Origin of the sequence: Nannocystis pusilla (assembly GCF_020073745.1) — a bacterium.
GTDB classification, from domain to species: Bacteria; Myxococcota_A; Polyangia; order Nannocystales; family Nannocystaceae; genus Nannocystis; species Nannocystis radixulma.
In genome coordinates this window covers 614005-631096 of sequence record NZ_JAIRAU010000001.1, presented here as the reverse complement: position 1 = coordinate 631096, position 17092 = coordinate 614005, and the positions used below count along the sequence as shown (strand labels likewise).

5 protein-coding genes are annotated in these 17092 nt (G+C 68.2%); all 5 read right to left on the bottom strand.

Going from position 1 to position 17092, the window contains the following annotated elements:
* Window positions 1–117: 117 nt before the first annotated feature.
* Genes K7C98_RS02500 through drmD form a run of 5 tightly spaced genes read right to left on the bottom strand, consistent with a single transcriptional unit; the run spans window position 118 to window position 16729 of the window.
* Window positions 118–6033, bottom strand: coding sequence for a DEAD/DEAH box helicase (locus K7C98_RS02500; protein WP_224189866.1), 5916 nt, complete (start codon window positions 6031–6033; stop codon window positions 118–120).
* A complete protein-coding gene (locus K7C98_RS02495) occupies window positions 6024–6725 on the bottom strand; it encodes an RNA ligase family protein (RefSeq protein ID WP_224189865.1) in 702 nt (233 codons plus the stop codon). Before K7C98_RS02495 ends, K7C98_RS02500 begins: the two co-directional genes overlap by 10 nt.
* Window positions 6722–7273, bottom strand: a complete 552-nt coding sequence (locus tag K7C98_RS02490; protein ID WP_224189864.1) for a hypothetical protein — start codon at window positions 7271–7273, stop codon at window positions 6722–6724. Before K7C98_RS02490 ends, K7C98_RS02495 begins: the two co-directional genes overlap by 4 nt.
* A complete protein-coding gene (locus tag K7C98_RS02485; protein WP_224189863.1) occupies window positions 7266–13493 on the bottom strand; it encodes an AAA family ATPase in 6228 nt (2075 codons plus the stop codon). The genes K7C98_RS02490 and K7C98_RS02485 overlap by 8 nt, the downstream gene beginning before the upstream one ends.
* Window positions 13490–16729 carry a DISARM system SNF2-like helicase DrmD gene (gene drmD / locus K7C98_RS02480; RefSeq protein ID WP_263429215.1) on the bottom strand — a complete coding sequence of 1080 codons (3240 nt, stop codon included), beginning with the start codon at window positions 16727–16729 and terminating at the stop codon, window positions 13490–13492. Before drmD ends, K7C98_RS02485 begins: the two co-directional genes overlap by 4 nt.
* Window positions 16730–17092: the final 363 nt, after the last annotated feature.

Sequence of the window (17092 nt, the reverse complement as noted above, 5' to 3'; positions counted from 1 at the left end):
AGAGCCCGCGAGTCCCCGAGGCTCGCGGGCGTCGACCTGTGTCGTGGAGAGATAGTGGAGACGCTCCAGTTTCGGGCAAAGCCACTCGCACCGCTCGGAGAACAGAGAGCGACGGGTTCACTTATCTTCGATAAGTCCAAGAAGCCTTGCCACCGCGACCACATCGTCGTCGGGTGCCAGCGAGATGGGGCGATGAGCCGGGTTGTTGCTCATCGGCACGAGGCTTCGGCCCTCAGGCATCTCCACGAGCCGCTTGAAGGTGAACTGACCGAGGTCGGGGTCGACCGTGTCGGAACGCCGCACGAGGATATCTTCGCCGACGGCCGGGGGCGACGTGCTGGACGCACTAAGGTGCTGCCACAGACACCAGGCCCCATTCGGGACCACCCGGTCCATGGAATCGCCGACGACCTGGGCGACGAACTGACCCGGCTGCGGCGAGGCCCCTTGTACCCGCGCGAAGCCGATAGGTTCTGGGCTCTGCCCGTCCGAGAAGGCGCCAGCGGCGATGCGCAGGTCGTAGATCGGGACAGCCGCGGCTTCGTCCTCGCCGCAGCGGATGAGGCGGAGAGCTGGGCGTCCAGCCCGCGTCGCGCTCGCCTGTTCGTACCAGCTCGTGTCGTCCCGGAGCTCGCGCTGCCTCTCCTTGCCGACCAGATACTTGGCGATCCGCGCGATCTTCTGGACCATGGCGTTCTTGTCGTCCAGCTCGAAGGAAGGTACGACGACGACCGCATAGTCGAGGCTATCCAACTTCGCTCGAATGGCCCGGTCCCGCTCGGCCTGTTCGGGGTTGCCGTGGATGTGCCCTGCCATACCGTCGAGGTAGATGCAGAGGCCCGGCTCGTGGTCGTTCTCGCCCTCGTAGAAGAAGTCGGGGAGCGTTGCGCCGTAGCCGGCGCCGAGGTCAATGCGGTGCTGGCAGCGCGGCGCCGGCAGACCGGCGGCGGCCAGCAGGCGCTTGAAGCGGGTCTCGATGTGGGTCTGTGGCTGCCCGGTGGTGGAGCTGGTCGAGGGCAAATTTTCGGGGAGCTCGCGGGCCTTGATCAGAGGCCCGCTGGCGCTGCTCAGGACCTTGAAGGCAACGTGCCGGTTCAGGTGCTCGTGGTAGAAGCGGTTCCGGTACGTCCGCAAGCAGTCGATGCACGATGTCTCGCACGCGCCAGGGCACTGTTCGAGCAGCTCTAGCGCGGCCGCGCGGACCTCGATCCAGCGCTCGGTCAACTGCTCCAACAGGCCCGACCCGCCGGGCATCGGGTCGTAGAGCAGCACGTCGCAGCGGTCGGCGCCGAGGTGGCCGAGCGCGAGGACCTGGAGGTCCTCGACCTCCATGTCGAGCACCCGCGCCGCGCCCATGCGGATGGCCTCGGCCACGCTGAAGCCCACGGTGCGATCCTCTACGTCGTGCCATGCGAGGACGTCGACTTCGACGTCAGCGAAGAAGCCGGTCGGCCTGACGATGTGGGCGCACCGCTCCTGGTGGAGCTTCTCGAAGTCCTCCCGGGACTGCTGGCTGGCAAAGGGTGAGTGCGATTGGCCGCAGGCGAGGCACAGCGGGAAGCCGATACGGTTCTTGACCTCGTTGCGCGGACCCACGTTCACGAGCCGAAGATGCACCCCGCGGCGGAAACGGATGTCCAGACTCCCCCACGTCCACACCGCACCACCGCGGTGATAGCCGCGATCGGAGCCGTAAACGGCCACGGGCATCTGAAAGCGAAACTCCTCCTCGTCGGAGATCTGCGACTGCGAGGGCAAGATGACGTCGCAGATCGGGACAGCGCGGATCTCTTGCTGTCCGAGCGGAGCCACGGGGGTGTCGACGCCGACCTCCTGGACCACTTGTTGCTCGACCACGACACGGAAGCGCAGAGTCTCCTCCGGCGTGAGTTGGTACCGGCGCGGCACGAAGCGAAAGCCGTTGGCGTAGATGGCGTTGCCCGGGACGTACTCGCGGAGGGCGAGGGTCGGCGCTCGCGGGAGCTCGAAGTCGTCGAGCCCGTCGGTCATGCGCGGAGGCTCGGCGGTGCCGACGATGCTCCCGGACTCGAGCCCGTAGCCCGGCAAGAAGCCCTCCCGCGCGAGGGCTGCCATCGTGTCGGAGTCCTCGGGGCCGCCCTGTGCGCTCCTGCGCCTGTGGGTGAGCGTGCCCTTGAGGCGGGCGATGATCTTCTCGCAGCGTCGCTCGTGGGCCTTGTCCTCGGGATCGAGGGTGCCCTTCTTGAGCTTGACCTCGCCGAGTCGCCGGAGCTCGCCGACTGCCCAGTCGAGTCGCCGCTTGAGGCGCCGCAACACCGCCTGCAGCGACTCCGGCATCTCGTACACCACGCGCTCGAGCAACGCGGGGGTGACGGCGGCGGCGTCCTCGGCGGGCCATGCTTCGGTGAAGGCGCGTGTCACCGCGGCCAGGACCGCGGTGCGGTGGGTGTGAATGAGCGGGCCGAGTTCGGACACGTCGAGGACCTTGTCGAGGATCTCGCCGCCCGGTGTGAACAAATAGGGGCTCAGGAGCGCCGGGAAGCACCTGCTCAGCGTGCCCTCGATCGTCTGCTTGGTGGCGAGATCGGCGGCGCGCGCGACGCCGTGGAGGGCGGTGAGCACGGTGGCATGCACGTGCTTGCGGATCATCACCCCGTTCTTGAGGTTGAACCGCGGCGGTTCGACCTGCCCGCCGAGTAACTTCAACGGCTCGCGGAAGTAGGCCTGGTCGAAGCCGATCGCCTGGGCGTACGTCACATCCACGGCCATGCGGTGTCGCCGGCCGGCGCGGCCGGCCCGCTGCCAGTAATTTGCGGCAGTCGGGGGCACGTTGCGCATGAGCACCGCGTCGAGCGAGCCGATGTCCACGCCCAGCTCGAGTGTCGGCGTGCAGACCAGCGTGTTGAGTTGTTCCGCGTCGCCCTTGAACTGGTTCTCGATGCGCTCGCGCTTCTCGTGGGGCACCTGGGCCGAGTGCTCGGAGACGCGTAGCATCGCGTAGTCGCCGTCGAGTACGCGCAAGTTGAAGTCGTCGGTATCCTCGGCTTCCCAGGCGACACGCCCGCCGCACCTCCAGGCCGTGCAGATGCCGGTCGGCCCCTTGCGTACCGTGGTGCGGCGGCACTTCTCGCAGCGGTAGCGCCCGGTGTGGCGGTGCATGATGAGCTTGCTGCTGTCGATCTGCAGGGCGCCCGCGCTGCCCTTCAGGGGCTTGCCCCAGCCCTCCAGGACCACCGGCACCAGGAGCTTCGCCTGCTGGAGCGCGTGCCACAACTCCTCAAGAAACGTAGCAAGCGCACGTTCGGGCACCCCCCACGCGGCGATGGCGTTCCACATCTGGGTCGGCTGAGTGCCGACCCACTGGGTCACGCGCGCCGGCTCATCGTCGAGGCCGCGCGAGAGCTTGACGCCCTTGGGCCCGCCGGGGAAGGTCGGCATGTAGCCGTACTGGATCTGTTTGTCGCCGCTGTTCCAACGCCGCTCGAAGAGCTTGGTTGGGTCACGTAGCAGGCGACTCCGGCGCATGTGATCCAGCAGCGCGGCGATGCCCTCGACGAGGGCGTCCGGGGCGAGACCCAGGAGCGGGGCCCACTTCTGCACGAACGCGAGGTCGGGCCCGAGGCCCTGATAGGTCACCTTCAGGCGCCCCCACGGCTCCAGGCCCAGGCGCTGCTTCACGCCGGTGGCGAGCTCGCGGAGGAGCTGGATCCGCAGGAAGTACAGCCGCTCTTCGCGGTGCTTGGTGCCGCTCTCGTCGAAGGGCACGACCTGCCAGACCTCGGGCAGCAGCGCGCGAGACAGGTCGCGATCCTTCTCGAGGACGCCGTCCAATGTATAGACCACGTCGCCGATCGAGGCGCCGCCGTCCGGGATCTGCTGGGACATGAGGGCGCGGAGCCGGAAGCGACGGGCGTGATCCTGCATCCATCCGGCCTGGAACGCGGCATCCTGCCGGTTGTCGGCGAATACGAGCAGGCGCGGGCGCTCGGACAGGTGCAGCATCGACTGCGCGAGCACGTGAACATCCGAGACGCTGACGGCGCGGACCGGGCGCGCTGGTTCGCGGTACCTGCCGCCGCGAGGGCGCTTTCCGGGCGCCTGGCAGGCGATGCAAGAATGGAGCAGCCCGGGGTACTCCTTCTTGTAGCGGACCACCTGGACGGCAATCAGCGACGCCTGCGTGTTGCAGACCGCGCACGCGTGGCGACGGTCCTCGTGCAGTGATCCGCAATGATGGCACACGAACATCGGGTGAAGCCGTCGATGCTCGTAATCGTGGCCGGAGGGCGGTAGGACGTCGCCGTCCTCGTCGACCTCCTCGGTGTCCTCTTCTTCGTCGGGCCGGACGACCATACGGTCGACCATCAGGACCCGGGCCCCATTGACGGCCGGGGGCAAGTGCTCCCACACGCGGGCGGTGCCGATCCGGTCGCCGCCGGTGGGACCCGCCTTCACGCCGGCGAGGAGCCCGAAGTCTTTCACCCACGTCTCATAATAGTGCTGGCCGCACGTCGTGCAGGTCATCACCGGGAAGCGCCGGTAGGCCTCCCCCAGCTCGGCGGCCGCGTCCTCGCCTGCGAGCCACAAGCGTGCCGCGCCGTCCGGCTGTGACAGGGTGACGACGGCGCCGCCGACTCCGCGCACGAACGAATGCACGACCGGCCGCAACAGCGGGTCGTGCCCGCTACGGCCGGTGGCCGCGCCGAGCGCGAGCCAGGCCAGCAGCTCTGGCTCTGGCACCGGGCGACCCACGGCCTCCTCGAGCAATGTGGGCAGCTCGGCCAGCGCACGCGGCCGGGCGAGAGCCGCGGCGAGCTGATAGACGAGCTCGTTGCTGGCGAGCTGGGCGGCGAGGGCCGCCTGCCAGCCTACGCGCGGCAGCCTGGCCCCGCCGAGGGCCACGAGCTGGGCCGAGATGGCGTCGGCGACCTCTGTGTCGGGAGCGTCGACCGCTCGGAGTAGCGCAGCGAGCACGGCGTGGGGGTCGTCGGGCGGGCCGGCGGGAACGCTTCGCCGCTCGTTCCACCGCAATTCATCGTAGTCCTCGCGCACGAGGGTGACGCGCCCGCCGTCTACGCCGAAGAAGCGCCGGGCGAAGTCTCGCGCGTCGTTGTCACCGCCCTTCGGGTCGGCCATGGTGGCCGACGCGGCGATATGGCGCACCTCGGCGTCGGCGCGGCCGCAGAACGTCCGCAGGCGGCGAATGAGACAGGCAGTCTCGGCGCCCTGGGCTCCGCGGAAGGTGTGAGCCTCGTCGAACACCAGGAATTCGAGCGGCGCGTTGGCGAAGATCCCGACGTCCTTGCCGCGGGTCAGGAGCAGCTCGAGCTGCTTCACGTTGGTGAGCAAGATCCGGGGCTGCCCGCCCTCCATGCGCATCGCTCGACGGCTCGCGCGCTCATCCGGCGGCACGAGCGAGATCGCGTGGCCGGCGGCGCGGATCTGGTTGAAACGCTCGTTGTAGGCCGCGTTGGTCGAACCGGCCGGCATGCGCTCGCCGCGGACGCCGGACTCGTCCTCGGGGGTGGTCCCCACGTACATGCCGAAGGGGATGCCGCGGCCGGCGAGCAGTCCGCGCAGACGCTCGAGCTGGTCCTCGGCGAGGGCGTTCATCGGATAGATGAGGACAGCGACGACGCCGGGGGGCGCCCCCTGCTCCTTGAGCTCGAGGCAGCGGCTGATGATCGGATAGAGGAAGGACTCGGTCTTGCCGGAGCCGGTGCCGGTCGAGATCAGGGTGGTGTCGCCGCGATGCACCGATCGGATCGCGACCTCCTGGTGCGACCGCAAGCGCTCGTACGGGACCACCGAACTCATACCTGGGTGAAAGACGCCGTCGTCGATGAGCTGCTGGACCGTCGCGCCTTGCTTGAAGGGGCGTGAAAGGCTGACGAAGGGACCCTTGCGCAGGGGGGTGTCGCGGGTCTGTTCGAGGCGGAGGAGGGCGCGGAGCTGAGAATAGAGATGCTGGTCAGCGAGCGGATAGGTCGTGAGCTGGTAGTGCAGGAAGTCGTCGACCACTCGCTCGGTGAACGTAATCGGATTTAATGCCACTTGTCCCCTCCCGCGTTGCTGGCGAGCGTGTTGGTCCGGAGCGCCCTCCGCGACCAGTGCTCGTCGATGGCCTGGGTGAATTCGCGTCTTACGAGCTTGGCCCGCGCGACGAGACGGTTGCCGTCGTCGCGGCGAAGGTAGAGCCCCTCGGCCGGGCCATCGCACAGCTGCGAGTGGCCGAGCAGCGCGGTCAGGCCGCGCTCGTCGAAGCGACCGGCGCCGAGGCGCGGCACGAGGGCGAGTCCGAGGCTGTGGACGAGCTCGTCGCGCCGGGCGGCGCTCCAGAACTCGCCGGCGCCGCGGTCGTACACGTCGAAGGCGAGGAACCAGTCCGGCAGCCGCGTATACTGAACGCTGTGGACGGCGTAGCACCACTCGCCGAACAACATCAGGTCGGGGAACAGCGCGTCAGCGAGCGGGTCGCGCCGCGGGTCGAGCCAGCGCCGCAGCGGCTTGAACTGGCCGTGCGGGGCGTCGAGGTCGATATAGGTGCCGCGGTTCTGGGCCCGCAGTTCGCCGTCCTCGTCGACGGACAGGCCGAGGTTGGCGCCGTCGACCTTCTCTTCCACCAGCACGTCGCCGCTCAGGAGCTCGCGCGCCTCCTCGGGCGAAAGCACCTTGTCGTCGCGCGGCTGGCCGGCGCCGAGCCAGGCGAGGTGCGGCGTGTGCGGGAAGCGGAAGAAGTCGGTCACTTGCCGGCCTTCCGCGCCTTGACCCGGGCCCACTCCTCGCGGCACCAAACTTCAATGATTTGGTGCACGGAGATGCCGAGCTCCGCAAGTGTCCCGTCATGCAACAGGTCCAACCAATCCGTGTCGCAAGCGTTGGCAATCGGCGCGCCGGACTCCACCGCCGCGGCGACCATCCGCCGATCAGCGTGATCAAAGACCTTGTGGCCAGCGTCGTGCGGGATCCACGGGTCCCCGTTCTCGTCTGGCTCGACGTAGACGGGCCGATAGTGACATTTGGTGAGCTTGTTGGCGATCACCATGCGGCCGTACTCGTCTTTTTCGATCTTGTTGCTGTACTCTTTTTCGATGAAATGGTGCAGGACGTCGAGGACGACGTAGGTGCTCGGATCCTTGTTGACCGCTTCGAGCCATGAGAAGACCTCCCAAAGCTCCTTCTCAGTCGTCACTGGGACGGGGTTTTCGTCGTTTGCAATCCTCCGTGGCGGGCGTCCCTGTTGGGCCGTCGTGGCGATGATGAGAACATTGGTATCGATGACCCACTCAGCCACGTGCCCTCCTTTTTACCATCATGTGCTCGAAGACCTTGTGTGTCTGCCGCTCGACCTCGCCGATGGCGTCGCCGAAGAAGTTGTCGGGCCAGTTGTGCACCCGGCCGTACTCGTCGGCCTCCAGGGTCGTCAGCTTCGACGACGGCTCTTCGCGGTCGACGAAGTAAAGGGCACAGTCGTCGCGGCCGACCTTGCCGTCAGCGATGAGGAATTGCAGGCGCCGGAACAAATGCTCGGAGTGGGTCTCGAGCAGGACCTGGAGCTTGCGCTGCTTGGCGACCTCGACGAACATGTCGGCGAGCTCGGCCTGGGCCATCGGGTGCAGGTGGGCCTCGGGGTCCTCGCACAGGACCACCGAGCCCTCGGGCGCGAAGTGCAGCAGGACGATCACGGGGAGCACCTGCGAGACGCCGTAGCCGACGTCGATCAGGTTCGAGCGGTTACCGCCGCGGAGGACCTGGATCTCGTAGCGGCGGCTCCGGCCGTGCTGCGTGACCTCGATACCGTCGGCGAGGTCGAGCCGCTTGAGCCAGGCGGAGACCGCCGTCTTGAGCGTGCCGCGATCGCGGCCGGTCTCGTTGCTGATCAGGGCCTGGATCGTCTCCTGGCCCATCGAACCGAGGCGCGTCGGGTCTTGCTGCAACCAGGCGACCTCGCGGGCGGGGGGCGGGCGCATCGGGCCGAGGTAGTGGAACTTCTTGAAGGCGTCCTTGACCGCGACCATGGCGGCGCGGAGCTTCGGGGCCAGGGTCGGGCCGAGGTCGTCGAGGGCGCGCTCCGACAGCTCGATCGCCCGTCCGGGGCGGTAGTCCTGCTTGGGCTCGTGGACCTTGCTGGCGCCGTCCCAGTTCGGCAGGCGAAAGCGCGGGCTGGCGAGCTGGTAGGCGTTGTTGCTGCTGTAGCTGACCTCGACCTTGTCGTCGCCGAGCCGGTAGACGAGCGAGGCGATGACGAGGCGGTCGTTGGTCTCGCGGAATCGTATATCGACAGAGATGCCGTGCTCGGGGAGATCGAGGCCGACGCCGAGCTCGCGGCCGGAGTCGTGGCCGTGAACGACATCGAGGAAGCTGCCGAGGTCGAGGCCATCCGTCGCCGAGTCGAGCTGGAGCTGGGTGCCGGCGTCGGTCGCCTCGATGGTCTGTTTGAGCATCCGCAGCGGCTGCAGGATGCTGGTCTTGCCGGCGGAGTTGCGGCCGAGGATCAGGGTGACTGTTTTGAGGGGGATCCCGGTGGTCCAGTGCTCCTCGCCCCAGTTGCGAAAATTCAGTAAACGGATCTGCGAGATGGTCATGGCGAGAGGCTCCGGGGCTGCGAGCGAGACGGCAGGCGACGGATCCGGGGCAGGCACGAGGAACGAGAGCTGCGATTCGGCGGCCGTCGTCGCGGCTTTGGCGTGGACGTCGACCTTGGCTCGAGCCGCGCCAGGCTCGGCCCGCGGGCCAGACGCGGCGCTGCTGTCTTCCGTCGGTCGCTCGACGGGCTGGGCGGGGGCGGATGACTCGGGCTCGGGCTCTTCGGCGAAGCGGCGCTCGAACTCCTCGTCGCCGAGGAGCGCCCGCGCGTGGCGCTCGCACTCGGCCCAGCTCTCCTCGGGGGTCTGGGCGAGCTGCCAGTCGAGGAAGCGCGGGCCGAGGCGGCTGGCGACCGGCTGGGATACGCGGGCGCGAGCGTCGTGGCCGAGGCCGTGCTCTGCCAGGCAGAGGGTGTCGGGCAGCATCCAGCCCTCGCCGCCGTTGAGCTCGGAGAAGGCGCGGATGGCGGCGTCGCGGTCGCCAGGGTGTTCGGCGAGCAGGCGCCCCAGGGCGTCGAAGGCGACGAGGGTGAGGACGGTGTGGCGCAGCTCGGGATCCTGGTCCCTGTCGACGCGCCAGAAACCCTTGGGGTCGAGCGTGCGGCAGAAGGCCTTGTCCGACAGACGATCCTTCGGGTGATCGCAGTCGCGCAAGACCCAGCGCAGGTCGTCGCGCGAGAGGTTGTAAAGGGCGGCGACGACGGCGTCGAGGATGCAACGCAGCCGCAGGCGCTCGTGCGGCGTGATGGCGCGACGCGACCATTGAGCCCAGAGCTCGCGCGGCCACCACGGCGCGAATCTCGCAAGCGGCATGCCGAGCAACGTCGTGACGTGTGACAACGATAGCGCGAGGGCGGGCGGCGGGAGCGGCAGCTCTTCCACCACGTAATAATTCATGTGGGTGCCGGATATACGGATTCTGGCTGTAAAGTCGAATGCGAAGGTGTTCAGCACGCTCGAGAGGGGGAGCGCATTGTCCGTGGTGAAAATCCCGATCACGTTACCGCAAGGGAGGTCCGGGACGAGCGCCGCGATGGAGGTTCGCTCATCGGTCGATCGAGCGATGTCGCGAAATCCGAGCTTCAGGTCATGGGTCGCCTTTTCATTCCCACGATAGTCGGTCTGCTGAAGTAAATATCGTGGCACCCACGACTTATGCGACCACGACAACTCCCCCCACGATGCCTTCTCAACCGTGAGCCACCCCTTATAGGATGGATCGTGCTGATGAATCATCGAGCCTTGGTAAAGCGGCAGGAGCACGTCGTCCTCGGGGCCGATCCAGCGGCCGTATTCGTCCGGCTTATAGCCCGCCTCGTCGGCCTTGTCCCGCGGGATGAAGAGCTTCGAGTCAGCCGTCATGTGGAACTCGGTCCCGTACTGGATGCCCCAGCCATCTGGGCCGTTGTCGCCGAGGATCACGCTGTTCGCGTAGATCTTTGTGAGCACCTCGAGGTCGCGCTCGCTGCGGATCTCGAGCACCGAGAGGCTCTTGGGGCTGAAGGCGTGGACGCGCTCGGCGGGGTACGCGAGGGCACCCTTGGCCTCGGCCCAGTCCTCGAGCTCGTGGCGCATGAAGGCGGCCTGGAGCGTCAAGGTCTTGCCGCCCTTCTCGGCGATGGTGACGGCGAACTTGAAGCTGCGGTGAATGTCGAACAGCTTGTTTCGGTTCTCGAAGCCGTAGAGCCAGCGCCACTGGCAGCGGTCGAGGAGCAGGCGGCGCAGGCTGACCGAGCCCTTGTCGGTGTAGAGGCCGCTGGGGGTGACGAGGCCGAGCTGGCCGCCGGGCTTCAGGAGCGCGTGGGCCTGCTCGACGAACAGCTTGTAGGTGTTGAGGTCGGCCGAGCCCTGGTGGCGGAAGGCGTGCTCTGGGTCGGCGTAGCCGGTCCTACGAGCGCGCTGGCCGGCCCATTTTCGATGGAGCTTGCGCGACTCGTCGACCTTGCGCGGCACGAGGATGATGTGCGGCTTGCCGCCCTCGTCCTCGGTGTCACCGAAGGGCTCTGCGGCGTAGCGGACGAAGTTGCCGGCGTCCTTGAAGCGGCCGACATAGTCGAGCCATTTGCGCTCGCGCTTCGGGTCGGCGGCGAACAGCTCGCGCTGGCGGGTGAGCGCCTCTTGCTTTCCGTACGAGCGATACAGCGGGTCGAGGTCGCTGAAGAACTCCTTGCTGTTGGGCTTGCGTATCTCCCACGGCGGGTTGCCGACGATCGCGTCGAAGCCGGCGCCCTTTTTATTGAAGACGTCGGGGAATTCGAGCTCCCAGTGGAAGAAACGCCGCGAGTGCCGCAGCTCGCGTGAAATCGCGCGAGCTGCTTCCGAGGGCGCGCCGAGGGTCGCCGGGGTTGGGGCCTCGGCGAGTTGGTCGAGCGGCCAGAACCACAGGGCGCACCACAGGTCGCAGGCCTCGCGCACACGCGCGAGGTCGGGGTCGGGCTCGACCTGATTGTGCCACATCTCGGCCCGCTTGTGAGGCATCGACGCGGGGACGTTGCGCAGGCGGCGGTAGAGCTCGCGCACGCGAGTGAGGGCCTTGTCAATCGTGTCGTCGGAGACCTCGGCCGCGTCGGTGCGCTGTTGGCCCGAGATACGCTCGACTTGCTGCTCGAGGACGTTCTTGCGCCTGTCCTTGAGGACAGTTGCCCATTTGTTGCCCTCGTGGGTCACGCCGCGCCACTTCTCGTCGGGGCTCTGGCGCCACCACGCGAGCAAGGGGTAATCGCGGAAGCGGTCGATCCAGGCGCCGACGAGGGCGTCGCCGCAGCGGAGCTTGTGGTCGAGGAAGGTGAAGGGGAGCTTGCGGTCGAGGGTCTCGACCCACAGGGCGACGCGCGCCAGCTCGGTGGCGAGCGGGTCGATGTCGACGCCGTAGAGGCAGCGCTCGACGACAGCGCGGCGGACGAACGCGGTGAGGCGCTCGTCGAAGTTGTCGGTGGCGAGATCGCGGTCGGCGTCCGGCAGGCGGTCGCAGTCGACCATGGTGTGGCCGTTGACGACGTGGATTCGTTTGTGGAAGCGGAGCGACTCTACGACCAGCTCGGTGAGCACGCGCAAGGCGGCGACCAGGAAGCTACCCGAGCCCATGGCGGGGTCGCAGAGCTTGAGGTCGAGGAGCACCTCGGGCAGGTGGATGACGCCGTCGGCGTCGTGGGTGAGCGGCTCGAGGGTGCGCCGCACGGTCGGCTGGGTGAGCTGGGGCCGGGTGTAGAAGGTGCCGGCACCCTTGCGGGTGCCGCCCCAGCGGACGAGGTAAAGCTCGCCCGGGAGCTTGATGTCGGCGAAGAGCCGGTCGGCGGCGCTGTCGAGCTCGGCGAGATATTCGGGGTTCTTGTCGGCGTTGCGACCGGCTGGCTTTTTGACCAGCTTGCCGACGACGACGGCGCGACGGCTCCACTCGACGGCGCGGCGGCGGGCCTCGGCGTGTTCGTCGTCGTCAAGAGGGGCCTCGGCGGGGCTGTCGGAGACCTCGGCGGCTTCGGCGGCTTCAGCGTCGTCTTCGCCCTCGGCGTCCTCACCCTCGGCCTCCTCGTCCTCGGCCTCCTCGGCATCGTCCTCGCCGGCGGGCTTGTTCGTCACCTTGGCCTTCTCGACGAGGGCGGCGAGGGCCTTGTCGGTCATGCCCTCGAGCTGGTCGAGCGGGAGCGCCGGCTGGTTACCGAGATTGAGGAAGAGGATCGGCTGGTCGCCGGCGCGGTGGAGCTCGTAGTCGAGCAGGCCCTCGTAGAGGATGCCGATGTACTCGCTGGTCAGCTCGGTGAAGTTGACCGGCGTCGGCAGGCCCTGCTGCATGGTGCGCGTGATGAGCTCGAGGATCCGGTAGACGATCTCGTCGCTCGGCGGATGTTCGAGTGACTCGATCCGGGTGAGCGCCCGCTGTACGCCGTCGCCTTCGGGGTCGCCGGGCTTGAACAGGTCGCCGCCGTACTTCGGGAGGTTCAGCGCCGGGTGCGGGGAACCGCCATGGAGCAGCTTGAAGAGGGCGAGGACTTGGCTCCACGCCGATACTCGCTCGCGGCGGCGCTCGCCGGTGAGGCGGCCGAGGCGGTCGAACAGCCCGCCGAGCCCGTAGGCCTGGTGATAGACCGGGTTGTCGATGGGGAACAGCTCGCGGGCCTCGGCGAAGAGGATCACGACGAGCCGCATGACGAAGTGACAGGCGGCGTTGTAGGTGTCGGAGCTGGCGTCGGGATCCCAGGTGGGCGCGAGCGCCGACTGGCGGCCCTTGAGCAGGATCTCGACGGCCTTTCGGACCCGCTCGCCGAGCGCGCTCGAGAGCTTCGCTTGGCCCCGCCGCGTGGTGCGAATGGCCTCGAGCAGCCGACCGCGCTCGGCGCCGTCGCGGTCGAGCGCCGGGCGAGCGACGATCCGGCGGAACACGTGGAAGGTGCCGGAGAGCTGGTCGGCGTCGAGCCAGCGATCGGCGTCCCACTCGACCCAGGCGAGGTTGTCCTCGTCGGCCCACACGAGGCGCCACTCGCGGCCGTTGGTGAGGAGCGCGAGCGGAGCGCCGCGGCGTCGACGACGACGGAGGTACTCCACGACGTGGGCGACAGCCTGCTTGCCTTTGCCGACGCCGATCCGGGGCGTGTGCGTGACGAACAGCGGGAGGCTATCGCCGGCCGCTGTCTCCCACACGCGCTGCGGCTTGAGCCGTGTGCCGTCAAGCAAGGTCTCGGCGTCGGGGTCCTTGACGGCAGCGCCCTTGCGCCAGCCGATGCCGAGGCCGCAGGCGTCCTCGAGCACGACGTCAAGCAAGGCGCTCAGGGCCTCGCCGTCGGGCTCATCCGGATCGAGTGCGATGAGGGCCGCGCGGAGGCGCTCGGCGAGGCGGTAGGGCGCCGCGTTGGGCTCGGGCAGGCGCTCGAGCTCCACCGGGGAGAGGAGGTTGCCGCCGTGCCGCAGCGAGATCCAGGCCTCGTGCGGGCTCACGCCGCAACTCCCGGCGTCCGGATCTCGACGGCGACCGGATAGACGTGCGCATCACCTCGCAGCGCATATCGTCCGGGGAGAATGTGCTTCAGGGTCCGCTCCTCCTCGGCCTTCAGGAGCTCGAGTACGACCTTGTAGTGGGTCGCGCGCAGAGCGAGCTCGACGTCGATGTCAACGAGTTTTCGCTGGGCGGCCTGTTCGTGCTCGGCGTACAACTCGAGCTGGTGCCGCTTGGCCTCTTCCGCCTTGCGCTCCTTAAGCAGCTTTTTCTGGTCGCTGTCGCTCATGGCTTTCTTGAGCTCGCGTTCGCGTCGCTCGAAACGCTTCTTCTCCTGCTCGCGGACGACCTTGCTGGCGGCGGCGAGGCGGGCTTTCAAGGCGGCGGTGAGCTCGCGCTGAAGGCGCTGGACGTGTTTTTTTACCTCGTCCGCAACTCCGTCCCACAGGACGCGCGCGGCGTCGCGGTCACCAGGGGTCGGCGACGCTGCCCACCTGGCCGCAGCCCGTTCCGGGAGCGGCTCGCCGAGACTGTCGCCGCGTATCGGCAGGGCGATGGTCCGGACCCAATGGTGGCAGGGCTCGCGCAGCTCGTTGACCGCGAGCTCCTCGACAGTAAGCAGGACGAGGGCGTCGGCACCGGCGGGGACCGGGCCCTGGCGCGCGATCCACCGCGTCGCCGCGCTCGGGCCACCGGGGAAGCGGAAGCTGGCGAATGTGGACATGACGCGGTGATAGATGGCATCGCCCAGGTGGAGCAGGCGCGAGTCGGGCTCGGGGACGTAGACCGGCCGACCGCTGCGCCGCTGGACGTAATGGGCAGGGTCGAACACCAACGCTGGCATGGCGCCGTCAGAGCTATCCTCACGCAGGGTCTGCTCGACGAGTTCTCGCCACAATCGCGGCACTGGAGACACGAACCTGTCACGGCCCTGGCCGTCAGGCTTCAAACGCGGGCGTCCGAGGTCGATTGCCATTGCTGTTTCGAGCGTCTCGCGGATGCTCTCGGGCGAAAGGTCGAGCTCGGAGCGGAGGGAATTGAGGCGGGCCTCGTCGTCCTTGCCGGGGAGCGCCGGGCCGGCGGGGAGATCTTCGACGATCTCGGCGTTGGCCTGCTGCGCGCCGCTGACGACGCGCTCAAGGCGCTGCTCGCTCTGCACGATGTCCTCGTCGTGCTCGAAGTGGGCGAGGATCGCATCGGCGAAGATCTCGTCGGTGACAACGCGGTCCTCGCGGGTCTGGCTGCGCTTGCGCAGGACCTTGGCCATGAAGCGCATCGAGGCGTCGTCGTTACTGTCGAAGTGAAAGACGTGGACGTCTCGCTCCTGGCCGTGGCGATCGAGGCGACCGTTGCGCTGCTCCATGCGGCCGGGGTTCCACGGGATGTCCCAGTGGAGGAGGTAACGCGCGGCGCGCTGGAGGTTAAGACCTTCGCCGGCCGCGTCGGTGGCGAGGAGTACGCGCGCCGGGCCGCGCGGGTCGTTGAAATGGCGCTTGATGTGGTCGCGCTGGACGTCGTTCATGCCGCCGTAGAGCGCGAGCAGCCAGTCGCCATCACCATAACGGAGGTGCAGGCGGGCGCGTAGATAGTCGAGGGTGGCGAGGTACTCGGTGAACACGACGAGGCGCTCGTCGTCGCGCCACCTCTGGTCATTGCGAAGCTTCTCGTCGATCAGGGCCTCGAGCGCACGCATGCGTGCGTCGACCTTGACCTGCGCGGCCTGGTTTGCGACCGCGATCGCGTGTGCGTCAGGGTCGAGCCCGGGCTGCACGCGGGTCACGCCGATCGCCTGCACGAGCTCGGTCACGTGGGCGAGCTCGGCGGCCACCTTCTCTCGCCACGGGCGAAGCCATGCGCCGACCGTACGCTCTGCGAGGCGCTGGCGGCTCTCACGCTCGCCGTCGTCCTCGGTGTCGTCGGCCTGAACGGAACGCAGTCGCACAACGGCGGCAGCGGTAGCGTCGTGGTCTGGCTGGTCAAGGCCTTCGATGAGAGCGAGCCAACTCTGGCCGAACGGCCACGGCCCGGAGAGCAGTCGCTTCTGCAGGACCTCGGTAGCGAACATCGCCGCGGTGCGGTCCTGGGCGCTCGCTCCGCCGAGCGAGCGCTTCAGGGCGCGCTGGAAGTCGCGTACCGCGAGGTGCAGGTCACGCTCCTGGGCGCCGAAGCGGAGCTGAGGCAGGGCCTCGACGAGGCGCTCGGAGAAGCGGGGCGGCTCGTTCGCGGCGGTGTAGCAGGCGTTGATCTCGCTCTTGAGCCGGCGGATGACGGTGTGGGCGACGCGGCGACGGTCCTCATCGCCCAATTCCGACTTGCGTGTGAACCGGACTGGATCCAGCGCCTCAAGCAACCCGGAGAACGAGAATGTGTGGCCATTATGGGGAGTGGCCGTCAAGAAGACGCGGTGCTCGAACCACGGGGCGATGAGTCGCAGCATTCGCGCGACGTCAGAGTCGGCGCTGACGCTGGCCGCCGGGGCGAGGTTGTGCGCCTCGTCGACGATAAGCAGGTCCCAGCGCAAGCGGCCGTCGTCGCCAGGCTCGGCGGCGCTGCGGAATTGCTCGAGAACGTCGGGCTGTTTCAAATAGTGATAGCTGGTGATCAGGCGCTCGTGCGTGCGCCAGGGGTTGGCGTCGACCCCCAGCTCCTTGCGGAGCTTGAGCGTCTCGCCGCGATCGACGACCTCGAAGGAGAGCGCGAACTTGTCGACCATCTCGTCGCGCCACTGGGTGCGCAGCGAGGCTGGGCAGAGGATCAGCACGCGGCGGATCCGGCGCCGGAGCATGAGCTCGCGCAGGATCATGCCGGCCTGGATGGTCTTGCCGAGGCCAACTGCGTCCGCGAGCATCAGCGCGACGCGCGGCATCTCCAGCGCGCGCAGCACCGGGACGAGCTGGTAGGCCTCGGGGTGAATGGCGCCGAACAGCGGCGAGGCGAGCGGCGGCCGATCCTCGTCGAGGCCCGAAAACGGCAGCGAGGGCGTGAGCGCCGACCAGCGCGTCGCGCGGACCATGGCGTCGAACTCGCGCACGTCCATGGGACTGGTGTCCCCGACGCGCGGGAGCGCCGACGGCTCGAGCACATCCGTCCCCGGCTCCACTTCCCACAGGAGCTGGTCGGTCTCGGCGCCGATGCCGTCGCTGTACTCGACCTCGACAAGGTGGTGGCGGCCATCCTCGGCGTCGAAAGGCCGGACGCCGGTGATCATCGCCCGACGACCGCGGACGACCGCCATCATGCCCTCCCTAGGGAGCGCGCTCTGCAAGGGTTGAGTGGTGGACATCGGAGGCTTGCCCCACGGAGGCTGCCCCTGCAGACGCCCGCGAGGGTCTCCTGTGTAGCAGCGTGGGGTTTTTTGAACAACCGGCGCGGTCCATCGACCTCCTGGGCGCGCCTACACCGCCGCCCTCGTACACTCGTCGACCTCGCCTCGATCCACCGCGAGGCGCTAATTCCCGGCCCTTTGCAGCAAAAAGCCCGCGACCACCCCCTTGCGGCGGACAGTCTGGTGATCGACTGGGGCTGCTGGCTGGAGCGGACGGTCTCCGACTCACCTGAGCGCCGGAGCCCGGTCCAGTCTGGCCCATGTAGTCGAAGTCGG